Source organism: Vibrio sp. D431a, from assembly GCF_030248655.1.
In the GTDB taxonomy this organism is placed as follows: Bacteria; Pseudomonadota; Gammaproteobacteria; order Enterobacterales; family Vibrionaceae; genus Vibrio; species Vibrio alginolyticus.
The window spans coordinates 56,065-80,101 of the sequence record NZ_JAHGAP010000029.1; the positions used below are offsets into that span (position 1 = coordinate 56,065).

Consider the following 24,037-nt stretch of genomic DNA (forward strand, 5'->3'; position numbering starts at 1 on the left):
ACCTCCGCTAATGGCTTACGTTTCCCATTAACCTTTTTAGATAATTTCTTATTAATTTAGTGCGGCATACTGCACACCTTTATGCGATTAAACTAAGTATTGAATCATTAAACAATCGATAAATACCCTACTACCGAGCAACATAAGTAAAACTTACTCGTAGTCACAGAAATGTGACACATGTGCTGACGCGTAGATATCGAATAATTATATGAAATTGATACCTTATTCTAATTAAGTGTAGTTGTTTTAAGAAAAGAAGAAAGATGAAATCATTCAGCTAAACGCCAGACTGCCGGTTGCGATCAATGATGGAAGAAAAGCAATGAGAATGTTGTATACACCGGAGCGTGATGACAGCTTAATCAATATCGGTGACGAAAAAAACGTAACGATTAAATATTGAACAACATAAATTGCAGGACAAAATGCAACGATAAAAATGTGGCTTACGATATGAATCCCCGCACACCACGAGTTCGGTTTTGTTCTGATATACAACAAAAAAAACACGACCAAGCTAATAATAAAATACATAAACACAGCACTTGAAAATAATTATCATTTTCAATCATATGTAAATATTCCCTTACTTTCAATGGTGTTTGAGCTATTAATGTCATCGTTATTATCAATCAACACAATAAGTAAAATTATCAGTAATTCCAGTCCTAAACGTTTGCGTAATCGCTAACCTTCTCTTAACCTTGATTTGAGGCTTTTATCACGGTTTTTCCATTGATATAGTGCGTCCATACAACAAAAAAAGACCATTCGAGGCATGGAGCTTCCTCATTAATCTCAAGATGAGAAGAATTGGTACCGACAAAATTCGGCAGATTTTAAGAGGGTCAAAAAATGGACATGAATATGGTTGAGATTTTAGGTTATGCAGCTTCAATCATGGTCGCTATTTCGCTAACTATGAAAGATATTGTTAAGCTTCGTATCCTTAACTTTATTGGTTGTGCGCTATTTACCGCTTACGGACTAATGATTGATTCTTGGCCTGTAGTACTAACTAACGGTTTTATAGCTTGCGTTAACATCTACTTCCTAGCAAAAATGCAGCAGGAAAAAAAAAGCCTAGAGCCTGAGAAAGCGCAATAGCATTCAAACAATAAAAGCCCGCAAATCATAAGATTGCGGGCTTTTGCTTTTAACATTCCCTTTCTATCACAGCATCCTTAAACGAGCGCTAACGAACCCAGCTAAGTGCTAATGTTTCTCGACGAGAAAACATGTCCACATGCGATGAAATGATCGCCTTAACCGTATTCAGTTTCTCTTCTGAATCCGCCTCACAGGTTATAGTTAGGCTAGATGCACAAAGGTTAAACTCCGCTTTTCCCGTCGGAAATGTCACCAAACCGCTATTTTCATTCCAAGTAGCAGGAACCTTTCGTCCAAAATGCCGACAAAGCGTCACTAAGTATTTGTCAGCGTGTTCACTATCTATTCGGGTGCTTTCTTTAATCATGAACTTACTCGTTACTTTGAAACGTCCTATGAAGAACCTTGTTAGAATTGATAAGCTGCAGAGAGCTTGAAGTTGCGACCCGGCTCGTAGTCATCAAGCGTGAAGCCACGTGCAGTACCCGAACGAGACGCATGAGAGCTGTACAACTCGTCAAATACATTATCAATACCAAAGGTCACCGACAGTCCATCAATATCAGACGGCACCCATTGAGCGTATAGATTATGCACATCATAACTTGCTTTCTTTGGCTGACCATCAAAGACGTTGTCTTCCTCTAGAACAAACATTGAGTTCCACCCGAAGATCGTTTCTAAAGCGTCTGACTGGTAATCCAAAGTTAGAGCAATGCTATCACCCATATCAATGCTACGCCCATTGCCCCCAGCAACAGGACCACCAGTATTCTTGTTTTTGGTGTCCGACTTAGAGTAAGAAAGTTTGCTGTTAAACTTGTCGTAACCATAAGAAGCACTTGCCTCAAAGCCTTTAATCTCAACATCACCTAAGTTGTAAATCAGGTAAGTTTGAGTCGCGTTTTGGTACTGGTCTGCAATGTAATCATCAATTTCCGTTTGGAATACCGTAATATTCGCCCCAAAGAAATGCTTATCAAAGGTTTTATCAAAACGAACACCACCCTGCGTGTTCAATCCCGTTTCTGGCTTTAGCCCATCCTCTAAAAATGCAACGTCTTGGTAAGCAATAAAGGTTTCCATTAGCTCTGGACCTTTAAATAGAGAACGTGCACTCGCAAACAACGTCCAATCTTGAGTCACCGCCCACTCTGCAGCTAGAGCCCAAGTCACATCATCATAATTACTGGTTCCTGTCTCAGCTTTGCGTTTGTAATCATCAAAGCGCATACCTGCGGTAATAAAGAAGGCATCAGAGAAGAAGAACTGATCTTCTACAAACAGTGCGGTTGAAATCGCCGATTCGTCCATAAACTTACGACTACCGTAGTAACTCGAAGACGTTTTATCCATGTAGTCGAAGCCATAAGTGACTCGATTATCAAACTCACCTAACATAACATCTGACTGGAATTTTCCATTCAAACCAAAGTTTTGGTTTTTGGCGGTGTTCTTTGATAAACGGTTCGAGGGCCAACGAGGGGCCATCACCGTTTCGTCACGTTTAATTTCTGTCTCGGTATTATAAAGAGTGACGTTTCCTTGGTGTTGTTCGCCTCGCAACTCGTAACTCAAAGTAACGGTATCGCGGTCATAATCCGTAGGGATAAGTAACTTGCTCGACAGGCTATTATTTGCACTACCAGACATATCAGGACGCGGACTGTAATCTCCACTGTCTCGGTACATGTCATAAGAGAGCTCAAAACGATGGATGTCATTTAGTTCATACCCCAGCTTAGCCAGAATGTTGTAAACATCACCTGCAGCACCATAGGTTTTATTGCCATCACCATCTTCAAAATCATCACGCGTAACGTAATGGCCATAGACCATCGCATCAATGTTTTCGGACAAAAGTCCGTACAGTGTCAACGAACCTTGTTGGTTGTCGTTGGATGCATAGCCGCCATAAACACGCGCACCAAACTTTTCATCGTAACGAAGTAAGTCACGAGCGTCTTTCGTTTCAAAGTAGACCGAACCGCCTAACCCGTTTTGAGTCACAGAGTTATTACCTACCTGAATGTCCGCAGATTTGAGAATGTCAGGGTTCAACGTCAAGTTACCAATATGATGGAACATGCTCGCATGCTGAGAAGCACCGTCAAGACGAATGTCCAAATCGGTTTCGCTCAAACCACGAATCGTAATACGTTGATTCACAGAGTGTGTGCCACCAACATCCACACCGGGAATATCGCGCAGTAAATCAGACATATGATCCGCTTGCTTCAGTGACATGTCGTCCGCAAACATCGACTCAGTGTTGCTGGAAACTTTCGTTCCCCATACAACGACCTCTTCAAAATGTGACTCAGTATCTTGAGCTAAAACAGGGGTTGATAGCGCCATTCCCACTGCAAGGCAAAGGCTTGAAAGCTTGATAGGTGAACAAGCAGGGCTTTCCATAACTTAATTCCTAAATATTAATGATAATAATTCTCAGGTATAATAAGCATGAGTTTTATAAATACAAAGGCGATTCGGTTATGCGAAATCGCACAAGTGTTATGAGGAAGTGTCAAATGCAGGAAGTCACAACAAAACGAACTAAAATTGCCAAGATAGCTTTAACCCAAAGACTAGAGGCGACAGAGAAACAATGGATTGTCACGCAAGGCCAACCTTGTCAAACTCAACTGGCCGAAGGTAAGTTCCTATCATATCAGTACAATGATCAAATTTTTGTTCATGGCGGGCGTTGTCTAGAACTTATTGATTCGAATATTGTTTCTACTGCACACGCCTCACTGCTGGTCACTATTCTTTTAGAAGGTAGACTCTCGTTTGGCTACGACGATTTGCAATTTGATTTAGACGCGAGCGACGGCCCTAAGGGTGTAGTGGTGAACTTACTCAAACCTGCAAATTTTCGTCGTTCACTGCTCAAAGATAACCTCATTAATAAGATCAACATATTGGTTAAGCCCCAATGGCTAGAGGCCCGCCTTGAGCAAAATTGTAGTCATCGAGCCTTTTTTAACTCTCATCAGGCGTTTCAACAGTTGGAGCCTAACCAGACGCTATGCGAGCTGGCCGAAACGTTAACAAATAGAGAAACACCGCAAGAGTTCCAAGAAAAGCTAGAGGTCGAAAGCTTGATCTATCAAATATTACATCAAGCCACCAAGCAAATTCCTAAGAATTTCAGTGCTAAAAACAGCAGTATTGAACGACACATTGATGGTCGAATTGAGGATATTGTCAGCTATATTGAAACTCACCTTGATCAAGAACTACGCTTGGAAAAGTTGGCGAGCCAATTCTCAATGAGTGTTTCAAACCTACAGCGTCGATTTAAACAATCACTTAATATGACCATAAACGGCTACATTCGTTTTCGACGTCTTGAGATTGCTAGGCAACATTTGGAACGTGGCCTAGTGACGATAACAGAAGCCGCCTATGAAGCCGGATACCACCACCCTTCTAACTTCACTTATGCCTTTAAAAAGGCATTTGGTGTGCCACCACATGAAGTGATTAAAGAGTAAGGAGACTCTAGGTAACTGACTGTTATTTAGGAGTGTCTTATCCACAACATCGGTATATACTCGCCTTAAACGTTATGGAGGTTAAACATGAATATTGGTGCCGTCGCGAAGCTCACTGGGCTTTCATCTAAGTCGATTCGATTATATGAAGACAAAGGGATCATATCTCCACCAGCGCGTAGCGACTCTGGCTATCGCGAATATTCAGATAATCATATTCAAGAGCTTAACTTGGTATCACGCGCAAAAAGCGCAGGCTTTTCGTTGCAAGAATGCAAAGAGTTCGTACAACTTGCTCATAACCCCAACCGCAAAAGTAGCGAAGTAAAAGCAAGAACCATGGACAAACTGAGAGAGGTTGAAGAAAAAATTGCACACCTCATGGAGATCAAAACGCAACTTGAAGGTTGGGTTTCTTCTTGTCCTGGAGATGCAGAGAGCCGATGCCCAATCATAGACGAGCTCACCAAGTAAGCCCGCCTATCTATTGATCTCGTTAAAAACGAACTAGCTCGCTTAATGATAGGTACACATGCGCTTACCGTTTAACTCTATGATGTTAAATGGCGTTTCGTAGATGTCCTCTAGCGTAGACGCTTGAATAACCTCTTCAACCGCACCACTCGCCACAACCTTGCCTTTCTTAAGCGCCAATATGACATCTGAGTAACACGCCGCGAAATTAATATCATGAATCACGACCACCATGGCTTTATTCATGTCATGGGCTAACTGCTGCACAACTTTCATGATCTGAAGAGAGTGTTTGATATCTAAGTTATTAAGAGGCTCATCAAGAAAGACATAATCTGTATCTTGTGCAATCACCATAGCAATAAATGCAAGCTGTCGCTGACCACCACTTAATTCATCCAAGTATTTGTCTTGAATATCTTGCAAATCTAAGTAGTCGATTGCTTGTTCTATGACCTCATGATCTTCTTTAGTCAGATTTCCTTTAGAGTATGGGAAACGACCAAAAGAGACTAACTCTTTTACGGTAAACCGCATTGTAATCGAGTTAGCTTGGCGAAGTACTGCCAGTTTTTTCGCTAGCTCTTTTGTGTCCCATTCCGCGATTTCCTTGCAATCAATGATAACACTACCGCCATCTCGCTCCGTTAAGCGCGAGGCCATAGATAACAGCGTGCTCTTTCCCGCGCCATTTGGACCGATAATCGATGTTACCTTGCCCTTTTCAAACTGAGTATTGGCCTCGTCTACGACTTTGTTTGAACCGAAAGCCTTCGTTAATTTATCTATTACTATCATATTTATACAACTTTGTTTTTCAGCAGCAGGTATAAGAAATACGCACCGCCGATAAAGTTAATTACGACACTCAACGTCGTCTCAAAACTAAACACGTTTTCGATTATCCATTGCCCAGCAAGTAGTGAACTTATGGATAGAAACGAACATCCGACCAATAGCGTTTTATGTTGGTAACTTCGGAACATTTCTCGGCTTAAGTTGGTCACTAGTAAACCAAAGAACATGATTGGCCCTACCAAAGCCGTAGAAATAGCAATCAAAACCGCCGAGATAATAAACACATTTCTTGTCACTTTAGGTACATCAACACCCAAGCTTTTCGCATTGTCTTGGTCGAGCCAAAACACATCTAAAGTGCGATGCATCCTAAACAACAACCAACATGCAAACATCAAAGCCGGAGCACTAAAGTAAACCAAGTTCACTTTGACATTATTGAAACTGGCGTACAGTTTCGACTGAACAATTGCATATGTGTTTGGGTCCATCAGCAAAGAAAAGAATGACGCCGCATTGGAAAATAGCTGACCAAAGATCAAGCCGACCAATAGCAACGTAATCAGGTTCTTGCTTCCTTTTGAAAAGTAAAACCCAAACAGCAGTAGCGAAAACGACACCATTACAATTACTGCAATCGCGAAATTGACGTACAAGTTAAGAACTAAGGTACTCAACCCACCAAAAATCAACACGATCAAAATTTGGGTTAACACATACAGCGCATCAAAACCCATGATACTTGGCGTTAAAATTCGGTTGTGCGTAATGGTTTGAAATACAAGTGAAGACTGAGCAATGGCCACACCCGCTAGCACTATCGCCAATACTTTAGGAACTCTACGAGACAAAAAATATTGGTAGTTGTCAGCCGTTAGCCCAATACCAATAAACAGACACGCGAAAAGAATCGCAATGCCACCTAGCAGCAGGATTTTCGTTGAATCACGCATGTTGCTTACCTCGCAACAACATAGCGATGAATACCACGCCACCCAATATGCTGATCACGATAGAGATTGGCATTTCATGAGGGAAAATAATTAAACGACTCACCAAGTCGCAACACAACACTAAAATCGCCCCATACATGGCCGTAAGCGGAATGTTCTTTTTGAGATTATCGCCATAAAAGTGACTCACGAGATTCGGCACAATCAGCCCTAAGAATGGCAACTGGCCAACAATCATCACGACACTTGCTGACATGATGGACACCAATAGCACGCCAATCGTCACAACCTGCTGATAATTCAAACCCAAGTTAATCGCGAAATCTTTTCCGATACCTACGGCAGAGATCCTTGCGGCAAAAAGATAGCTGAGTATAACCATTGGTACCGCGATGTACAGCAGTTCAAAATCACCACGCAAGATGTTAGCGAAGTTTGCGACTGTCCAAGCATTCAGACTTTGAAGTGCATCATATTTGTAAGCGATAAACGTAGTCATGGATTGGATGACATTGCCGAAAATAATCCCGACAAGCGGCACAAAAACCACGCTCTTAAATTGAATGCGCTGAATAAAGAAAACAAACGCCAGCGTCCCAAATACCGAGATGCCGAACACGAGCCAAAGGTGATTATCATTACCAAAGAAAACCACGCTCAGTACGTAGCCCAACATGGCACATTCGATCGTACCAGTTGTAGAAGGTGCAGCAAATCGGTTCTGGCTGATTTGCTGCATGACAAGACCCGCAATACTCAAGCCAGCACCAGCAAGCAATATGGCAAATAAACGTGGTATACGGCTGGTAAAGAAAAGTTCTAATGCTTTCTCATCACCTGAAAAGAGTTGTTGGGGCGTCATGTTTGCCACCCCAACAAATAACGAAACCGTGCTTAAAACCACAAGGGTTAGCAATAACTTCTTCAAAGTTAACCTCTGCTATCTTGGATTACAGTTCAACGGTTTGCTTTATCTCACTGACCATTTTTTCTGTTGCTGTCACACCAGACATCGACAAGTACCACGCGTCCACATCTAAATAGGTGATTTTATGATTTTTATATGCCGCAGTCGCTTTGACTAAGTCGTTATCCATGGATTTACGAATATCGTTATCCGGCGTACCTGTCAGAGAATTTCGGTCAACCACGAGGATATTTTTCGGGTTAGCTTCACGAATAAACTCATAAGAAATGACATCTCCGTGAGTGCCCGTTTTCACGTGCTCAACCGTTTCCAAGAAGCCAAAGTCGTTATAAATGACGCCAAATCGCGACTGGGCACCAAACGCGCTGATGTTGTCACCCATGCTTAAAATCGTTAATGCATCATTTTTGTTCGATTGGTTGTAGTCGCGGATTGCTTTGAATTGAGCATCTAGCGCTTCAATTTTCTGCTCTACTTTTTCTTCGATATTGAAGATCTTACCAATATTGCGCCATTGCGCTTGCGTGCCTTCCCAATAGCCTTGGTTTTCTTTCGCCGCGAAAACAACTGTAGGGGCAATTTCACTCAGCTCTTCATATTTCGCAGACGCTCGCGGACCAACCAAAATCAAATCCGGTTTTTGCATGTAGATGGTTTCAAAATCAGGTTCAAACAAACTACCCGCAGAGGTGTAGTTATCTTTGCTGTATTTTGAAAGGTAACTAGGAAGATTAGACGAGTTAGATACTGCAACAGGATCGATACCAAAGTTGTCCAGCGCATCTAGCGGGCCAAAGCCAATCACAACCACACGCTCTGGGGATTGCTCTAGCTCTGTTTGACCCATGTAGTGGTCAATCACAACTTTAGCAGCGAAAGAAGGAGAAACAGTAAATAACGACAGCATAGCCGCACCGACGAATTTTTTCATTTTGTTAAGCCTTAATGAGATCTATTATCATACGCGTTCGCAATATAACGCTACTCTTTAATGCATTCAACAAAATTTAAGGTACTTTACATTAGTTACGTTTACTCAAGACTTAGATATATCAAAGACTTATAAAACTCATCAATTTCAATACCTGGGCGTATCATTCATGCGCTTCAATAAACGCTTTGAGTGCCAGCTCATCAATAATCTCCAAACCGTTGTCCGTTTTGGTAATCAATCCCTTTTCAATCAAGTCCTTAACTGCACGTCGATAGACTCGGCCTGAGGTACCAAACCGCTCAGCCTCTTGGTTCACTTTATCAAAGCCACCAAGCAGCTTATCCGTCTGATTACGGACGAGAAGATCATAGGCAATGTTGTAAGTAATGGGATGCAACAAACGATTAGTGTAGATATCCATGGAGTCTTGATAATCCTCAGCCAATGCTGAAGCGAAGAACACCATCATTTGGGGATGATTTTGCAGTGCTTCGGTTAGTTTTTGGATACAGATAACATCAACCTGCATATGTTCATCTGCTATCACATTCCATTGACAAGGAGTCTGAGTGAAGAACTCCATTTCACCATAAATATGATAGTCGCAGTTAGCTTCCCCTAATTGAAAACGTCGTCCATTTGCGGCCAATATGTTCATCGAGACTCGACCTACTGGCACAACATACAAGTACTGAAGTTGCTCACCTTGGCGGAGAATTGCTTCCCCAGCATCAAAGTAACGCGAATTTATTTGGCATTGATAAATCAAATCGCGAAAGGTGGCACTCTTTTCTTCAAGGTATGTTTTGAAGCGACCAGTCGGATAAGGGCTGATTTTCATTTTCTGCTCTCTCAGAAAAAGTTACGGACAACTATTTAAGGTGGATTGTACCCCGTAACTCCAAATAAAAAAGCGACAGTGACCTGTCGCTTTACATCTATTCTGTTTATGTGACTTACTGAGATAGAGACTGGCTAACGCTGAGCAACCAAGGCTTCTAATGCCGTAATCGCGGCACTCTTCTCACCTTGCATCATTACTTTGGCCTCATCAACGTACTGACCAACACCTTCTTTCACATCTTGTTGATACAGCACCACGTTGTTTAATATCGAAGCCACATGAAGGCCTCGTAGTCGACCGACCGTAAACAGCGCAGAGGTTTCCATATCGGCACCTAAGATGCCTTTCTTGTTCCAATGTTGGCATATTGCATCCTCGTCATCGGTATAGAAACTGTCGTGAGAACGCACCACACCAAAATGATAATGCACTTTTTGCATCGACAAGTAACGCTCAACTTCCTTTAACAGTGAAAAGCTTGCGTAGGCTGGATAAGACGAATCGACATACGCTTTAGAGCCGCCCTCATCTCTTACCGCGCCTTCGGCAATGATCAACTCGCCAAGATGAATGCCTGATTGCATTGCCCCCGCCGATCCAACGCGTACCACATGAGTCACACCGCACTGTTTTAGCTCTTCCACTGCGATGATCATCGATGGCGCACCTATACCTGTACTACACACTGAAACAGGCTTGCCTTTGTAGTTGCCGGTAAACACACGGTACTCGCGGTTTTCCGACACCATTTCTGCATCATCAAATAATGCCGCGATACGATTCGCTCGATCTGGCTCGCCGCATACAATAACGAGGGGAGAGATTTGTGTTTCATCCACTCCGATATGAGGTTGTTTGGCCATTTTTCGTTCCTTACGCAGCAGCGTGCGCTAAGGTTTTATCGCCATTGCGCTTAGCGCTACGAGCCCACTCACGCGTGCCATTGGCAGCGATGAACATAAGAATCGCGTACTGAACAGACATTGCGTAAACACCTTGCGTCGCGTAGATACCCACACTGATAATGTTAATCACAACCCATAGAATCCAGTTTTCGACGTATTTACGTGTCATCAGAATTTGTGCAACAACAGAAAGTACTGTCATGGTTGCATCCCAGAACGGGAACGCGTCAGGCTCAAGCACCGGTTCAGCCAAGCCAGCACCAAAGAGATTCAAGCTATCAACAGCAATGTTTGCTAGCGCAAAGAAAAATGGGTCGATATAGATCGTTAATAATGCGATACATGCAACGCTAATAGAGGCAGTAGTAATAAGTTTCTGTTTATTTAACCAGCGAACTTCCAGCGTTTCACCTTGTGCGTTTGGGCGGGTCCACGCATACCAGCCGTAAATGTTCGCACAGAAGAAAAACAATTGAAGAAGCAATAATCCGTATAACTGAATTTGAAAAAAGATAACGGCAAAAAGCGTGACATTCAGCAAACCGAATAAGTAGTTGATGGTTTTTTCTTGGCTGGCAAACCAAATGCAAAGCAGTCCAAAAACGGTACCGAAAGCTTCGATCCAACTCATTGCGTAGCCGTCGCCGATCGGAATGTTAACGAGAGTATTATTAATATCGAGTAAGGCAAAGAGGTCCATAACATGTCCTTTATTATTTTGTTTGGAATACGCTTATATTAGAGCGTGATCCCCAACAAAAAGGAGGACATTTGTCCTCCTCTTGATGCACTCGATCATAATTCAGTTCAATGTTTACTTGAAAGCAATAAATGATGCTATTGAACGATGTTGGAAATAGACGTGCCTATGAATCCAAGCCTAGATAGCGTTTTTTGAATGCAGAAGCTGATGCAAATAAAGCTGACGCCAAAAGTGTAATAATAAAGCCAATTGCGTACTCAAATGCTTCATTAACCAGTAGCTGATAGCAGCTCACAAAAAAAATCAATACAACTGTAATAACATTAACTCGGTGAAACCAAGGGTGTTTTACAGATAACTTAGCGTAACCTTTTGATAACATTTGACTAATCCGCCAGACAACAATTAATAGTTTTATTTATAATCAACGACGATAGTAAGGCTTTATCGTATAAAGAGAAACGACTTTTTTAATTTTTTAGCTCAACATCACACGTCATTCAGTGACGTTTGACTTTAACCTCTTGACGCTTTTTCGTTCCACTAGAGTCGGTTCTAATTGTACGACCTGTGCCTCTGTTGACTTTTCATCCAACTTTCGGACAAGAGTCTCAACGGCAGCCTGCCCCAAACGGTACTTAGGCTGATGAATGGTAGTTAGCGATGGCGACATAAATTTCGCGATATGGATGTCATCGTAACCAATAATGGACAGGTCGTCCGGCACTTTAATATCGAGCTCATTTGCGGCGTTAATCACCCCCATCGCCATCATATCGTTAGAGACGAAAATCGAGCTAGGTAATGCGCCACGCTGAGCCATTTTTTTGAACGCTTGATACCCACCCTCACATTCGAAGTCCGATTCAATGATCCAATTGGCATTAAATTCCAAGCCAGCTTCGTTCATTGCTCGCTTATAACCTTCGTATCGCATTTGCGCTTGGTGTTTAATCAAAGGGCCTGTGATGCACCCAATTTCGGTATGGCCGCAATCAATTAAGTATTTCGCCGCTAAGTAACCGCCACGAAGTGAGTTGTCTTGGATTTTATCGCTTGTAAATAGCATCGGCCCCCAGTCCATTACCACAACTGGGATATCTGGGTAACGCTCAAATACATCGATACGCTCTCCTTCTAGCGACGAGCACATCAAGATCAAACCATCGACACGCTTTTGCAATAGCGTATTAATGGATTGACGCATACGTTCGTTATCACCCTCGGTGTTACATAAAATGAGGCTGTAGCCTTTTTGGTAGCAGCTGCGCTCTACGCCTTTTACGACTTCGCCAAAGAATGGGTTGGTTGAGGTTGTCACGAGCATACCAATGGTTTTGGTACGATTGACTTTGAGGCTACGCGCCAACGCAGAGGGCGCGTAGTAGTTAAGCTCTTTTGCGGCATTGTTAACGCGTTCAGAGATCTCTTCGCTCACAAAACGCGTCTTGTTAATAACATGGCTCACTGTTGAAGTGGAAACCCCTGCCAGTTTTGCGATGTCTTTCATCGTCGCCATGTTACTACTCCTATTTTAATGAGGCGTTGTGCGCCTTATTGTTCAGCGAGAAACGCGTCCACCTCTTCGCGGGTTGGAATCGACGTTTGCGCGCCAAAGCGGGTCACAGAAATTGCAGCCGCCGCATGTGCAAACTTAATCGCTGATTCTAAAGGTAAACCTTCTAGGAGACCAGTGACGAATGCCCCATTAAATGTATCGCCCGCTGCGGTAGTATCCGTCGCTTCAACGCGGAAACCCGAGATGATTTCGCCTCGACCGTTTTGGCTTAGCCAAACGCCTTTTGCACCGAGTGTGATCATGACAATTTCTATACCTTTACCATGTAGCACATTCGCCGCTTCTTGCGCGCTTTCGTTGTCTGTTACAGTAATACCTGTCAGAACTTCAGCTTCCGTTTCATTTGGCGTAATCACGTCAATGTAAGACAGTAATTCATCTGACAATTCACGAGCTGGCGCTGGGTTCAGAATGACATTGGTTTTGGCATCTTTCGCTACACGCGCAGCTTTCTCAATGCCGCACATCGGCGTTTCCAATTGCATTAGCAAGTAATCTGCTTGGCGAATACGCTCTAAATCTGGCTCAATCGCTTCTGCTGTCAGTTTGGCGTTCGCTTCAGCTGAAATGCAAATGCTGTTCTCCCCACTGTCCGACACTTGAATCATCGCGATACCTGTCGGGCAATTTGGCTGCATCTTCACACCAGTGATATCGATGCCGTCCATTTTGAAGTTTTCGCGAATGTTAATGCCGAATGAGTCGTCGCCCACACAAGCGATAAAACCGATGTCTGCATTTAATCGCGCCGCCGCGACGGCTTGGTTGGCACCTTTGCCACCTGGGATAACTTGATAGTTGCGACCATGCAGCGTCTCGCCTGGGCGAGGGAAAGAAGGCACTTGAAGAACATGGTCAGCGTTTACACTACCTAACACCACTAACTTATTCATACGGTTATCCTCGGTTCTGAATGAACCCTTTTTAAAAACGGTTTAGGAAAATACATTAGATGACTTTAACTTCTCTTCCTGATAAAGGAGTCTCGACAAAAAGCCAAAGGCATCTATACCCCACACTTTGCAGTATTTTGGGTAAGTTTGCCCTCACCTCCTAAACGACAGATATAAACGGAGGAGAGAGCAAAAATTAGGATGATTTATTGGAACTAAAAACTTACTTAGTGACTACTTTTAGTGGTACCGGGATGTACTCTTCTACTTCTTCACCTTTCAAAACTTTGTCAGCCGTTTCAACACCTAAAGCACCGATAAGGTCTGGTTGCTGAGCAATAGTTGCCGCTAGTTTGCCACGGTTAACTGCTGCAATGCCGTCTTCCGTACCATCAAAACCAACGATAACGACATCTTTGCCAGAAGCTTGAACTGCGCGAAGTGCACCTAGCGCCATTTCATCATTCTGTGCAAATACCGCTTGTACATCCGGGTTAGCCGCTAGCAGGTTTTCCATTACGTTTAGACCTTTCGTGCGGTCAAAGTCAGCTGGTTGGCTAGCAAGAAGATCCATATCGCTGCCCTTCACGGCATTCATAAAGCCTTCACCGCGCTCACGCGCTGCCGATGTGCCCGCAATACCTTCAAGTTGAATGACTTTTGCTTTTTCGCCGACTTTTTCCATGATGTAGTGGCCTGCCATTTCACCACCAATTACGTTGTCCGACGCGATGTGACTCACGACTTCACCACGGCTTGCACCACGGTCTAATGTCAACACAGGGATCTTAGAACGGTTCGCCATACGAATTGCATTAGACACTGCATCAGAATCCGTTGGGTTGATAAGAATTGCTTTTACGCCGCGAATACTTAAATCCTCGATGTTCGACAGTTCTTTACTCGGGTCATTTTGCGAGTCCAGTACAATTAAGTCGTACCCCAATTCTTTCGCTTTTGCTTCCGCACCGTCTTTCATCGTTACGAAGAACGGGTTGTTTAGCGTCGAAACCACAATCGCCATGGTATCTTGAGCTTGCGCCGCTACCGATACGGTTGAAGAAAGAAGTGCAGCAGAGATAAGAGTTGCAAGTTTTTTCATCGTTCTAGTCCTTTGTGTAGGGTGAGCCAGTACACGTCTCCTGACTCGGTTTGTATTCACTGTTTTATATATACAGATTGTTATGAATTACTTGTTTTTGTTGTCTACCAATACCGCAAGCAAGATAACCACTGCTTTTGCAATCATTTGGTAGTAGGAAGAAACATCAAGTAGGTTAAGTGCATTGTTCAAGAAACCGATGATCAGCGCACCAATCAAGGTACCCATGATACGACCTTTACCGCCCATCAAGCTGGTACCGCCAAGAACAACCGCTGCGATAGCGTCTAGCTCGTAGCCCATACCCGCTGTTGGCTGCGCCGAAGAAAGACGAGACGTTACAATAATGCCTGCAAGCGCTGCTAACATACCGCAGATGGCGTAGACACCAATCTTCACTCGGTCTACATTGATACCTGATAGGCGAGTCGCAGACTCATTGCCGCCTAGTGCGTAAACATAGCGACCAAAGCGCGTGTGGTTAAGTAAATACCAAGCCGCTGCAAACACAACCACCATTAACCAAACAGGAACCGGAATGCCTAGAGCGTAGCCAGTACCAAACCATGCGAACGCATCCGCGGTGTCAGTAAAGCCTGTTGAGATTGGTCGACCTTCGGTGTACACCATGGTCACACCACGTAGTAACGTCATGGTAACCAGCGTAGCGATAAATGCCTGCACCTTGCCCTTCGCAATAATGATACCGCTGATCGCACCTAACGCTGCGCCCGCAAGTAAAGCAGTGGGAACCGCCACCAGCACCGGGACTTCAAGCGCAATCATGCTTGCCGCAAAGGCACCACACAACGCCAATACCGAACCAACACTTAAGTCGATACCTGCGGTTAAAATAACTAATGTCATACCCACTGCGATAATGGCATTCACGGAGGTTTGACGAAGAATGTTGAGAATGTTGTCGACCGTAAAAAAGTTCGGGTTCAAAAATGACACAACAACGATCAGAAAGATCAAAGCTATCAGTGATTTTTGCTCAATCAGCCACTCTTTTGTGAACAACTTCTTGTTGCCAGTTTCGGTTGGTTTGCTCATGGTATTCGTACTCATGCTGCTTCCTCATTGATCTCTTTGCCTACGGCACAGGCGAGTAATTTTTCTTGATCGGCGTCTTTCGCATCAAATTCGCCAGTGATACGACCTTCATGCATCACTAAAATACGGTCGCTCATGCCGAGCACTTCAGGCATCTCGGAAGAAACCAAGATGATGCTCATGCCTTCGGCCTTAAACTTGTTGATGAGCTGATAAATCTCTTTTTTTGCTCCGACATCAACACCACGTGTCGGCTCATCCAGAATCAGAACTTTAGGCTTCGTCATTAACCCTTTCGCTATCGCAACTTTTTGCTGGTTACCACCAGATAAGTTGCCGATGATTTGATCTCGCGTTGGGGTTTTAATGTTGAATAACTTAATAAAATCTTCCACAGCAATCACTTCGTCGCTGTGTTGAATCTGGAAGCCTTTGGTCAGCTGGTTTAGCGAACAAAGTGACATGTTCTCCTTAACCGAAAGACCTAAAACCAAACCATCGCCTTTGCGATCTTCAGAGATGTAAGCGATACCATTTGCCAAACCATCTTGCGGGCTAACCGGGTTAATAGTTTTGTTATCAAGATTGATAACACCATGCTCACTAGGTAATGCGCCGTAAATGACTTTCATGAGTTCAGTGCGGCCTGCGCCCATCAAGCCAGAAATTCCAAGAATCTCACCACGCTTGAGAGTAAAGCTCACATCCTGAACGCCAGACCCAGTCAAACCAATGACTTCAAGACAAGTTTCGCCATGTTGGACATCAATACGTGGATATTGCTCTTCTAATTTTCGGCCAACCATCATTTCAATTAGGCCATCTTCATCAGTGTCGGACACCTTGCACTCACCGATAAACTTACCATCACGAAGCACCGTAATATCATCACAGATTTCAAAGATTTCTTTAAGACGATGCGAAATGTATACGATGCCGCATCCTTGCTCGCGGAGCTCATTAATCACTTTAAACAGTGATTCCGTTTCGGTATCGGTCAATGCGTCCGTTGGCTCATCCATAATGATGACTTTCGACTCAAACGAAAGTGCCTTTGCAATTTCCACCATTTGTTGTTCACCAAGGCTTAAATCGCCAAGCAATGTTTTTGATGAATGCTTTACATTCAGACGTTTTAAAAGCTTGTCAGCCTCGTCATACATTTTGCCCCACTGGATACGTCCTAAGGAGCCAGTGAACTCTCGTCCCAAGTAAATATTTTCGGCAATCGTCAGCTCAGGAATCAGGTTCAGCTCTTGGTGAATAATGCTAATACCAGCTTCCTGTGAATCGCGTGGCCCTTTAAAGGCCGCCGGCTGACCTTGATATTGAATGCTCCCCGCATCCATGTGGTAAATGCCTGTCAACACCTTCATTAACGTTGACTTGCCTGCTCCATTTTCACCCATCAGCGCCATCACACGGCCTGGATAAACATTCAGGCTTGCTTTGTCGAGTGCTTTTACGCCCGGAAACGCCTTCTCAATTTCGCTTAGTTGTAGAATGGCTTGAGTCATAATCTGTCCTCAATATCTCTGGCTTAAAAAACCACGCCCGCTTGGAAAATAACGTTCGCATATGGCGAGCATTCGCCCGTTCTTACGATAGCGCGACTTTGGGCCGTGCGTGCTTTAAACGCTTCATGTGACACGTAGCTCACCTCAATAGATTTGCCCGTTTCTTCACTCTCTTTGCTCAGTTCGTTGAGCAACGCTTCATGCAAAACTGGGCTTGCATCAGAGAACTCTTCCGCAATGATGACCCCTTCGATTTGGGACTCAGATAGAATTACGCGAACAGTATCAAGAAAACTTGGTACCCCATGCGTTAGCGCCAAATCGATTCGCTGAACATGCTCTGGGATTGGTAGACCAGCATCACATATCGTGATCTCGTCGGTGTGGCCTAGCGTCGCCACCAAGTAAGAAATATCTGAGTTAATTAGGGTACTTTTTTTCATCTCATCGACCTTTCGGTTACACGTTCATACAACCATGAGCGCCTGTTTTAAAGTGTTTTGTTATTAACAGAAAACTCATCGAAACGTTTCGATGAAATAATAATTCGTCATCGCAATTTGACCAGTGTGAGATCGATAAGGTGTGAGAATGATCTGTAATTCAATTGTCATTGAATAGGAAAAGTGCACTTGAGTCACACTTTATCATCGAAACGTTTCGATGACAGTATTTCCCTGTCATTACAGTTAGGTTTTATACAGGGAGGGAGGAAAAGAGACGTCCAACTACTGAGAAAACCTCTAGTTAATAAGCTCGAAACCTTTCACGTCATCACAATTCTTAGATAGCTGCCTGATTTTGGAGAACGCTCACCTTACAATCTGGTTACAATTTGCCAAAACACATCATCCGTTCAGTACCTTACCTGGTACGCGACGTTTGTAGGGACACAAACGGAAACTAAGAACCATAATGAAGTTAAGCAATAGAGTCATTTTGCTTGTCGCGCCAGTGATCTTATTAAGCGCGTTAGTATCTAGCTATATTATTTATAGCATTCAAAAAGTGACGCTCATCAAGCGGGAAGACAGCTATATTCAGTTGCAGATGGAAAAGCTCGCCGGGCAGTTTCGACAAGCGAATATTTTTCTTAATAGCTATGCCTATACGCTCAGTAAAAGTGATGTATTACAAGACTATTTGGTAAATCATAACAACCCCTATCGTGAACGAGTCTTGTTTAACCGATTAGACGAGACCGCTGAAGTATTGAGCCATGGTTACAAAGGCGATGCGAGCATGGCGATCCTCGACGGCAAACAAAACCTTCTCTACTACACAGAAAACAAATATTACGAATCATCGGGCGTGGTTGACCCAAAGGTGTTAGAGTACATATCACGAAGTTTCAATGAGAGAGAGGCTTTCAGTCACACTGGCTTTATTTATAACTCCAGTGGACAAAGCATTCTTCTTCAATATGAGGTCGTCGACAAAAGAACGGGGACTCCCCCTTTGAGCTTTGACTCGAAAAATGTGTTTTTTGTGGTAGTTTCCGTATCACTTGAAGCCTTTAACGAGATTAAGCATGACATCGAGTTTGACACGCACAGCGTGATTACTTTCGCCGACAAACCCATTTATCTTGATATTCCTCTCGCTCAAACCATTGAGCTGCTGCCGCACTTTTATGCCGTGCTTTCTCCTGCCGAATATTTAATGTGGAACAAAGTCGATAAAGTGTGGCTAGAACTTGCTTTCTCCTTTGGCGTAGCGGCGTTTTTCACCATCACATTAATCATTTTGGTGTTGTACCGCTATGTGTTGCGTCCTGTTTCTCGCCTTGATAAGCAGCTGAACGAACTTGAATCTAATCAACGTGACAATATTGAAAAGCTAGAAACAAACGATGAAATAGGACGCCTCTCTGCACGCTTTTTTGATATGTATGAGGAACTTAATGTCATCTATAAAAAGACAAAACGCCTAGCTGAAACGGATCACCTGACGCAACTTGCCAATCGCCATCGTTTTCATGAGCTTGCCACTCGTGAACTTATCTCCCCTTCGCAGTTTCTGTGGGTTGTTTACGTCGATCTTGATAACTTTAAATACGTGAATGATAAATACGGGCATGAATTGGGAGATAACTTATTAAAAGTGTTCTCATCACACATCAAGAATGCTTGTCAAAAGTTCTCGCACGATTACAACAGCCCCTGCTTTGCCGCCAGGTTATCTGGTGACGAATTTGCAATTTTGCTGAGCTCAAATCAAGAGGTAAAACGCTTGCCTGATTTGCTTGCATCAGAGTTACTAAAACCAATTAGTAATCTCAGTTCATCTTGGAGTAATTCATTTCCCGTTACGGCAAGCGTAGGTATTGCATAATATCCTCAAGACGGTACTGACATCGCGAAGTTACTCTCCAGTGCCGATGCGGCTATGTATCAAGCAAAACGGGCAGGGAAAAATCAATACGCCTATTATTCAGCCGCTCTCAATATTGAGTCTCAAAGACGAAGTCAGCTTGAACGTGCGCTCCGAAAAAGCAATGTAGAGGAAGAATTCCACCTTGTTTTTCAACCCTATATGAACAACCGAAGCAACGAAATTGAGGGGTTAGAAGTCTTGTTGCGCTGGGAAGCCGAAGGTATCGGCCCTATCCCCCCAAAGGAGTTTATTCCAATTGCAGAGCAAGCCGGATTATTTGATAAAATTGACCGCTGGGTTTTCGCCAATGCAACGGCGGAATACCATCAATTAAGGAATATTTTCGGTAAGGATATTGTTCTTTCGGTCAATCTTTCATCAGCAGAGCTAAACTCGATAGAAATGGCAAACTACATCCATGAACAAGCGACACTGCACAGTGTTAAACCAGAATGTATTGAAATAGAGATAACTGAAACCTTTGCCGCAGAACAACAAGGCACGGCCCTACTTGATGAGCTATCAAAGCGTGGCTACCGTCTTGCAATTGATGACTTTGGTTCTGGTTACACATCGTTAACTCAGCTCGTTCAGTATCCGGTTCAAAAAATCAAATTTGATCGAGAGTTCCTCGTTACATTGATGAAGACCAACAACGGCCATGTGATCAAACCTATTATTGAGCTATGCCATGCCCAGAATAAAACGGTTACAGCAGAAGGTATTGAACACAATATGATGCATGAATGGCTATCGGCATACCGCTGCGACTATATGCAAGGCTATTTATTTGGCAAACCAATGACTAAAGAACAATTGAGCTTGTGGTGGCAATCGGCAAATGACGACAGTCGATTTGATGCGTCCATGGCCAGCTCAATTAGGGTTTCAAGAACATAAGTTAAGGGGAGACGTACAGCTGTCACAACTGTGGCGGCTGTATTTAGTTATATATGAGCTTCATTGATAGATGCTCAGCTTTTGTTCCCCCATACCTATATCTATGACTTTAGTTGAGTAAATTACTATTTATTCGTTTTTAAACCAGCACTTCCTTGAAATCCAAACCGGTCAAATTCAGCGCTTTGACGCTATCGTACAAGCCACCTTTTTTGTCCGTGCAAAACGTTCTGAGCCCAGCACCTTTTACTCTGAACAAGTCAGATTCATTAGCGACTTCTCTATTCAAAACGAGTTTCTTAAACGGTCTAGCACGACTTAGCTTACCATGACGAAGATTATACTCGGTAGCCGAGGTATCAATGGCATCAATTTGAGTGACAATGTTTAATGCTCGCCAAGGCTTTCCTTGTAGATTTAATGGTAAAAATTCGACATTCTCGCTCAACACATCGAGCTTATCCGCAATAGAAGCGGATACAGCAAGAGTAAAAGATCCCCATGCTGCAATATCAGGCCTGGGCAATGGCTTTTCACCCATAACGTCTAACCATTCAATATCAATACTTTTCCAACTGGCTTTAACAGACTCTCCATAGAGTTGGATAGGTTTGCTTGCCGTTACTTGAAGAGATATTTCCAATGGCGACTCTTGCAACATTGCAAAATCATTAACATTGGGAGTGACAATAAACACTTTATTAAATGCTGTCATAACCGTCCTTAAATAAATTTGAGCGCTTTTCTTAATGAGACGAGCGCTTTCACACCAAACCAAACCAAACCAAACCAAACCAAACATAATAGATAGAGTTTACTTTCATGTTCAAAAATTTAATGAATTAATATCTGGCGTTCTTATCTTTTAATTTCTAAGTTTTATTATTTATATATTTTAATCCACACGATAGAATTATTTTTTCAATTTTTACTATGTACCCTTCCTTATGTAATCGAATAAATTAGAGAATAAACAATAGCACGCATCACTTCACTTTTGTCGAGCTCATCACTCTCACTTAAACGATACATTCAGAAGTTCAATTTTTGTACGACTTAGACTTAGCTTTGTCAATCGTGAATTAAAAACAACCGATTCACCGTTGTTTTACTGCCTTTTCTTACCACCCTGTTGTTTATTCATACATTATAAATGCATTTATACACATAACGATTCGGCGTTACGATTTGTTACGAGTTAAATCACAAACTTTTGAGGTATTGGATAAAGCGTAGAAAAAGAAAACACATTGAAATAAAAAGAGTTTCTAAAGTACGAAAAATAAAACGCCGTTTTTATAAATTAGCAACTTCACAAATATCCTTAAACACAGTTTTATTAATTACATATATCAGATATTATTTACGCCGAAGTTTATAGAAACCATCGTTAAACTTCATATTTTATATAAGTTTCAATTAGTTAGTTTTTAACTCGAAAACTTATCGTCAACCCAATATCAAGCACCTAAGCGTGCAATAAGAAACATTGGGAATAGAATTATATTGATGTGCATGTTGTTTTAACGAATGCATGAAGCAATCGGTAAATTTGTAACACCATAGAGTTTTATTTAGCCAAGATGAAAAAGTTAATTTTATTATTTACATGTGCGCTGTTGTCTGTCTCACCTTTTGCTTTTGCAAAACAATCAGATAACGAACCCAGGGATCATTTACGACCAAAGCAAGCTGAACATGTGTTTAAACAAGCCAAGCTAGATGGCATAGTAGACTTTAAGTTGTTCAGTGACGCTTACATCGCTTATCAGAAGACACCCGATAGAAAGAAGTCGGTACTAACGATCATCGACTATAGTAAACCATCAACTGAAAAGCGTTTTTATGTGGTTGATTTAGATAAAAAGAAGCTAATCTACAATACGTATGTTTCTCACGGCGTGAACAGCGGAAAGAAAACAGCGACACAGTTTTCAAATGTCGTGAACTCGCGAAAAACATCATTGGGCACTTTTTTGACTGATACCACTTACTACGGCTCAAATGGCTATTCACTTCGATTAGATGGGCTAAGCTCTGGATTAAACGACAAAGCTCGCGAGCGTTACATTGTCGTGCACGGCGCCGATTACGCAAACCCTTCCTTCATCAAGAAGAATGGATACCTCGGACGCAGTTGGGGTTGCCCTGCTTTGCCAGAGAAGTTGTCTCGCGAGATCATTGACACCATAAAAGGCGGCAGCGTTATTTACGCAAGCGCATAATATCGATGCGACACATATGGGGAAGAAAAAGAAGATTCTATTTCTTCCCTAGTAATAATCCTGTTAGCTTAATCGTCCTGTGCAACGACTCTCTTTCCATTTTCGCTTACTCGAAAGCGAAAACTATTGTGTTATTCGCTGATATACCTAAGTGCGATCAGAAAACTCTGTTCATCCCCCTTCCATCTCGTTAGTATACGCTGAGTTCATCAGACACTGGCTTTCATCGTTATCATAGTTCCACTAAGATTCCTTAATCATGGTGGGTAACTGTGGCTTTATATGTTTAGGGTTACTTCTTGCGTTATCTACACCGTATATTATTGATGCTTTCTTTGTCCCTGCTCTCAGGGCTCATCACAGCTTCATATGCGCATGAGTGGCACCACACCAAACATTACACTTCCGAGCGCCTACTTAAACTCTCTCAACAGGACGATTTTGAGCTAGCACACACTGATTTTCATGCCTCAGCTTCTCTGAGCTCTTGGGGTTCAGAAAGTTACTACCTACATATAAAGCGCGAGTTGTTCGGGCTTGTCTCCTGTCGCCGAACATCAGCTACTGATGGCGTTTTATCATCAGATTTTACTCCTGATTATTTTTTACTTATTGCTTTCTCTTCTCCACCACTACTGGAGTTGGCAAAACAAGCATCTCGCTTACCTCTAGACAGTTATGGCGGACTCATGAGTCAACGCTCTCTTTATCGCCTCTCAGGAAGAAAGGAAGCGAACTTAATGTACGTCTTTACTCATGGTCGCAACGCCTTCTCTGTTGTTTAACTTTTTATGACATACAGAGAACACGAAAATGTAACGATAAGAACCAATATGCTCATTGTTACTAGAACCAATTTGAGGTCCATATAATGACAAGAATCGCTACAACCATCGCACTAGCATTACTATTTGCAGCGGGCTCAACCTTAGCAAACACAGAAACTAAGCCAGAAGAAATGAGTAACGACACTCTGTTAGAGTGTGCCAACGTTTCTAACGCACGTATTGCAGTTCCGGAACACAGAGCGATGTTCAGACACTACTTAATGTCTGAGAGAGACTACAGCTTTGACCAGCTATCGTCTGCCGAACTTGAATTTAAAGCAGCAGATAAGAATGAGTCTGAAGTAGAGAACATCTACAAGTCTCAGTGCAAAGAAGTTGGCGAATACCTATATAGCATTGGCTATTAAATTCGAAACCCTAACGACACTCAAAAAGAAAGGCGCAATGTA

Annotated in this window: 22 protein-coding genes and 1 pseudogene; 7 read left to right on the top strand and 16 right to left on the bottom strand. The window is 42.8% G+C overall.

The features are described 5' to 3' along the window. The first annotated feature begins 858 nt into the window (after positions 1–858). Positions 859–1,110, top strand: coding sequence for a YgjV family protein (locus KJB35_RS22945; RefSeq protein ID WP_005376619.1), 252 nt, complete (start codon positions 859–861; stop codon positions 1,108–1,110). Between the two features lie 88 nt (positions 1,111–1,198). Here the strand turns inward: KJB35_RS22945 and KJB35_RS22950 are convergent, their stop codons facing one another. Next, positions 1,199–1,480 carry a DUF2218 domain-containing protein gene (locus KJB35_RS22950; protein ID WP_005376622.1) on the bottom strand — a complete coding sequence of 94 codons (282 nt, stop codon included), beginning with the start codon at positions 1,478–1,480 and terminating at the stop codon, positions 1,199–1,201. 41 nt (positions 1,481–1,521) lie between these two features. Further along, positions 1,522–3,528, bottom strand: coding sequence for a TonB-dependent siderophore receptor (locus tag KJB35_RS22955; protein WP_005382608.1), 2,007 nt, complete (start codon positions 3,526–3,528; stop codon positions 1,522–1,524). A gap of 116 nt (positions 3,529–3,644) precedes the next feature. Here KJB35_RS22955 and KJB35_RS22960 point away from each other — a divergent pair, with 116 nt between their 5' ends. Further along, positions 3,645–4,613: a helix-turn-helix domain-containing protein gene (locus tag KJB35_RS22960; RefSeq protein ID WP_005382609.1), complete on the top strand. Its 969-nt coding sequence runs from the start codon at positions 3,645–3,647 to the stop codon at positions 4,611–4,613. Between the two features lie 87 nt (positions 4,614–4,700). Further along, positions 4,701–5,087, top strand: coding sequence for a Cu(I)-responsive transcriptional regulator (cueR, locus tag KJB35_RS22965; RefSeq protein ID WP_005376627.1), 387 nt, complete (start codon positions 4,701–4,703; stop codon positions 5,085–5,087). Positions 5,088–5,129: 42 nt separating this feature from the next. Here cueR and vctC read toward each other — a convergent pair whose 3' ends face one another. The 13 genes from vctC to rbsD form a co-directional block, all read right to left on the bottom strand. Continuing rightward, entirely contained in the window at positions 5,130–5,885 is a 756-nt protein-coding gene (gene vctC, locus KJB35_RS22970) for an iron chelate ABC transporter ATP-binding protein VctC (RefSeq protein WP_017635379.1), read from the bottom strand. Between the two features lie 2 nt (positions 5,886–5,887). Next, positions 5,888–6,838 (bottom strand): iron chelate uptake ABC transporter permease subunit VctG, encoded by a 951-nt coding sequence (vctG, locus tag KJB35_RS22975; protein ID WP_005376631.1) that lies wholly within the window; start codon positions 6,836–6,838, stop codon positions 5,888–5,890. Then, positions 6,831–7,766, bottom strand: a complete 936-nt coding sequence (gene vctD, locus KJB35_RS22980; RefSeq protein ID WP_017820306.1) for an iron chelate uptake ABC transporter permease subunit VctD — start codon at positions 7,764–7,766, stop codon at positions 6,831–6,833. The genes vctG and vctD overlap by 8 nt, the downstream gene beginning before the upstream one ends. Positions 7,767–7,788: 22 nt before the next feature. Continuing rightward, positions 7,789–8,697, bottom strand: a complete 909-nt coding sequence (locus tag KJB35_RS22985) for a siderophore ABC transporter substrate-binding protein (protein ID WP_005376635.1) — start codon at positions 8,695–8,697, stop codon at positions 7,789–7,791. Between the two features lie 163 nt (positions 8,698–8,860). After that, positions 8,861–9,541, bottom strand: coding sequence for a Crp/Fnr family transcriptional regulator (locus tag KJB35_RS22990; protein WP_005382613.1), 681 nt, complete (start codon positions 9,539–9,541; stop codon positions 8,861–8,863). A gap of 134 nt (positions 9,542–9,675) precedes the next feature. Beyond that, positions 9,676–10,407, bottom strand: a complete 732-nt coding sequence (locus KJB35_RS22995; RefSeq protein ID WP_064354716.1) for a nucleoside phosphorylase — start codon at positions 10,405–10,407, stop codon at positions 9,676–9,678. Positions 10,408–10,417: 10 nt separating this feature from the next. Continuing rightward, positions 10,418–11,149: a nicotinamide riboside transporter PnuC gene (pnuC, locus tag KJB35_RS23000; RefSeq protein WP_025767870.1), complete on the bottom strand. Its 732-nt coding sequence runs from the start codon at positions 11,147–11,149 to the stop codon at positions 10,418–10,420. Positions 11,150–11,648: 499 nt separating this feature from the next. Continuing rightward, positions 11,649–12,671 (bottom strand): substrate-binding domain-containing protein, encoded by a 1,023-nt coding sequence (locus KJB35_RS23005; RefSeq protein ID WP_025767871.1) that lies wholly within the window; start codon positions 12,669–12,671, stop codon positions 11,649–11,651. 35 nt (positions 12,672–12,706) lie between these two features. Beyond that, positions 12,707–13,624 carry a ribokinase gene (gene rbsK / locus KJB35_RS23010; protein WP_017820311.1) on the bottom strand — a complete coding sequence of 306 codons (918 nt, stop codon included), beginning with the start codon at positions 13,622–13,624 and terminating at the stop codon, positions 12,707–12,709. A 223-nt stretch (positions 13,625–13,847) separates the two neighbouring features. After that, entirely contained in the window at positions 13,848–14,726 is an 879-nt protein-coding gene (gene rbsB / locus KJB35_RS23015) for a ribose ABC transporter substrate-binding protein RbsB (RefSeq protein ID WP_005373143.1), read from the bottom strand. An 87-nt stretch (positions 14,727–14,813) separates the two neighbouring features. After that, a complete protein-coding gene (rbsC, locus tag KJB35_RS23020) occupies positions 14,814–15,797 on the bottom strand; it encodes a ribose ABC transporter permease (protein ID WP_025767873.1) in 984 nt (327 codons plus the stop codon). Next, positions 15,794–17,299, bottom strand: coding sequence for a ribose ABC transporter ATP-binding protein RbsA (gene rbsA, locus KJB35_RS23025; protein ID WP_005373147.1), 1,506 nt, complete (start codon positions 17,297–17,299; stop codon positions 15,794–15,796). Before rbsA ends, rbsC begins: the two co-directional genes overlap by 4 nt. Positions 17,300–17,322: 23 nt before the next feature. Continuing rightward, positions 17,323–17,742, bottom strand: coding sequence for a D-ribose pyranase (gene rbsD, locus KJB35_RS23030; protein WP_005382620.1), 420 nt, complete (start codon positions 17,740–17,742; stop codon positions 17,323–17,325). A 472-nt stretch (positions 17,743–18,214) separates the two neighbouring features. Between rbsD and KJB35_RS23035 the strand changes: the two are divergent. Next, positions 18,215–20,575 (top strand): annotated as a pseudogene (locus KJB35_RS23035) (EAL domain-containing protein). Between the two features lie 139 nt (positions 20,576–20,714). Here the strand turns inward: KJB35_RS23035 and KJB35_RS23040 are convergent. Further along, on the bottom strand, positions 20,715–21,290 hold the full coding sequence (locus tag KJB35_RS23040; protein WP_213907719.1) for an imm11 family protein: 576 nt from the start codon (positions 21,288–21,290) through the stop codon (positions 20,715–20,717). A gap of 868 nt (positions 21,291–22,158) precedes the next feature. Here KJB35_RS23040 and KJB35_RS23045 point away from each other — a divergent pair. From KJB35_RS23045 to KJB35_RS23055, 3 genes are all read left to right on the top strand, one after another. Continuing rightward, positions 22,159–22,800, top strand: coding sequence for a murein L,D-transpeptidase catalytic domain family protein (locus KJB35_RS23045; RefSeq protein WP_033906463.1), 642 nt, complete (start codon positions 22,159–22,161; stop codon positions 22,798–22,800). 326 nt (positions 22,801–23,126) lie between these two features. Further along, positions 23,127–23,585, top strand: a complete 459-nt coding sequence (locus KJB35_RS23050; RefSeq protein WP_017633653.1) for a hypothetical protein — start codon at positions 23,127–23,129, stop codon at positions 23,583–23,585. A gap of 86 nt (positions 23,586–23,671) precedes the next feature. After that, a complete protein-coding gene (locus KJB35_RS23055; protein WP_005373158.1) occupies positions 23,672–23,995 on the top strand; it encodes a hypothetical protein in 324 nt (107 codons plus the stop codon). Positions 23,996–24,037 lie beyond the last annotated feature (42 nt).

Coding starts and splice junctions, on each gene's coding strand:
- cueR (WP_005376627.1), top strand. CDS start 4,701: ATGAATATTGGTGCCGTCGCGAAGCTCACTGGGCTTTCATCTAAGTCG.
- KJB35_RS22955 (WP_005382608.1), bottom strand. CDS start 3,528: ATGGAAAGCCCTGCTTGTTCACCTATCAAGCTTTCAAGCCTTTGCCTT.
- rbsK (WP_017820311.1), bottom strand. CDS start 13,624: ATGAATAAGTTAGTGGTGTTAGGTAGTGTAAACGCTGACCATGTTCTT.
- KJB35_RS23055 (WP_005373158.1), top strand. CDS start 23,672: ATGACAAGAATCGCTACAACCATCGCACTAGCATTACTATTTGCAGCG.
- rbsA (WP_005373147.1), bottom strand. CDS start 17,299: ATGACTCAAGCCATTCTACAACTAAGCGAAATTGAGAAGGCGTTTCCG.
- KJB35_RS23050 (WP_017633653.1), top strand. CDS start 23,127: ATGCTTTCTTTGTCCCTGCTCTCAGGGCTCATCACAGCTTCATATGCG.
- rbsB (WP_005373143.1), bottom strand. CDS start 14,726: ATGAAAAAACTTGCAACTCTTATCTCTGCTGCACTTCTTTCTTCAACC.
- KJB35_RS22950 (WP_005376622.1), bottom strand. CDS start 1,480: ATGATTAAAGAAAGCACCCGAATAGATAGTGAACACGCTGACAAATAC.
- KJB35_RS22985 (WP_005376635.1), bottom strand. CDS start 8,697: ATGAAAAAATTCGTCGGTGCGGCTATGCTGTCGTTATTTACTGTTTCT.
- KJB35_RS23040 (WP_213907719.1), bottom strand. CDS start 21,290: ATGACAGCATTTAATAAAGTGTTTATTGTCACTCCCAATGTTAATGAT.
- KJB35_RS22995 (WP_064354716.1), bottom strand. CDS start 10,407: ATGGCCAAACAACCTCATATCGGAGTGGATGAAACACAAATCTCTCCC.
- KJB35_RS23045 (WP_033906463.1), top strand. CDS start 22,159: ATGAAAAAGTTAATTTTATTATTTACATGTGCGCTGTTGTCTGTCTCA.
- KJB35_RS22990 (WP_005382613.1), bottom strand. CDS start 9,541: ATGAAAATCAGCCCTTATCCGACTGGTCGCTTCAAAACATACCTTGAA.
- vctC (WP_017635379.1), bottom strand. CDS start 5,885: ATGATAGTAATAGATAAATTAACGAAGGCTTTCGGTTCAAACAAAGTC.
- rbsC (WP_025767873.1), bottom strand. CDS start 15,797: ATGAGTACGAATACCATGAGCAAACCAACCGAAACTGGCAACAAGAAG.
- KJB35_RS22960 (WP_005382609.1), top strand. CDS start 3,645: ATGCAGGAAGTCACAACAAAACGAACTAAAATTGCCAAGATAGCTTTA.
- rbsD (WP_005382620.1), bottom strand. CDS start 17,742: ATGAAAAAAAGTACCCTAATTAACTCAGATATTTCTTACTTGGTGGCG.
- KJB35_RS23005 (WP_025767871.1), bottom strand. CDS start 12,671: ATGGCGACGATGAAAGACATCGCAAAACTGGCAGGGGTTTCCACTTCA.
- KJB35_RS22945 (WP_005376619.1), top strand. CDS start 859: ATGGACATGAATATGGTTGAGATTTTAGGTTATGCAGCTTCAATCATG.
- pnuC (WP_025767870.1), bottom strand. CDS start 11,149: ATGGACCTCTTTGCCTTACTCGATATTAATAATACTCTCGTTAACATT.
- vctG (WP_005376631.1), bottom strand. CDS start 6,838: ATGCGTGATTCAACGAAAATCCTGCTGCTAGGTGGCATTGCGATTCTT.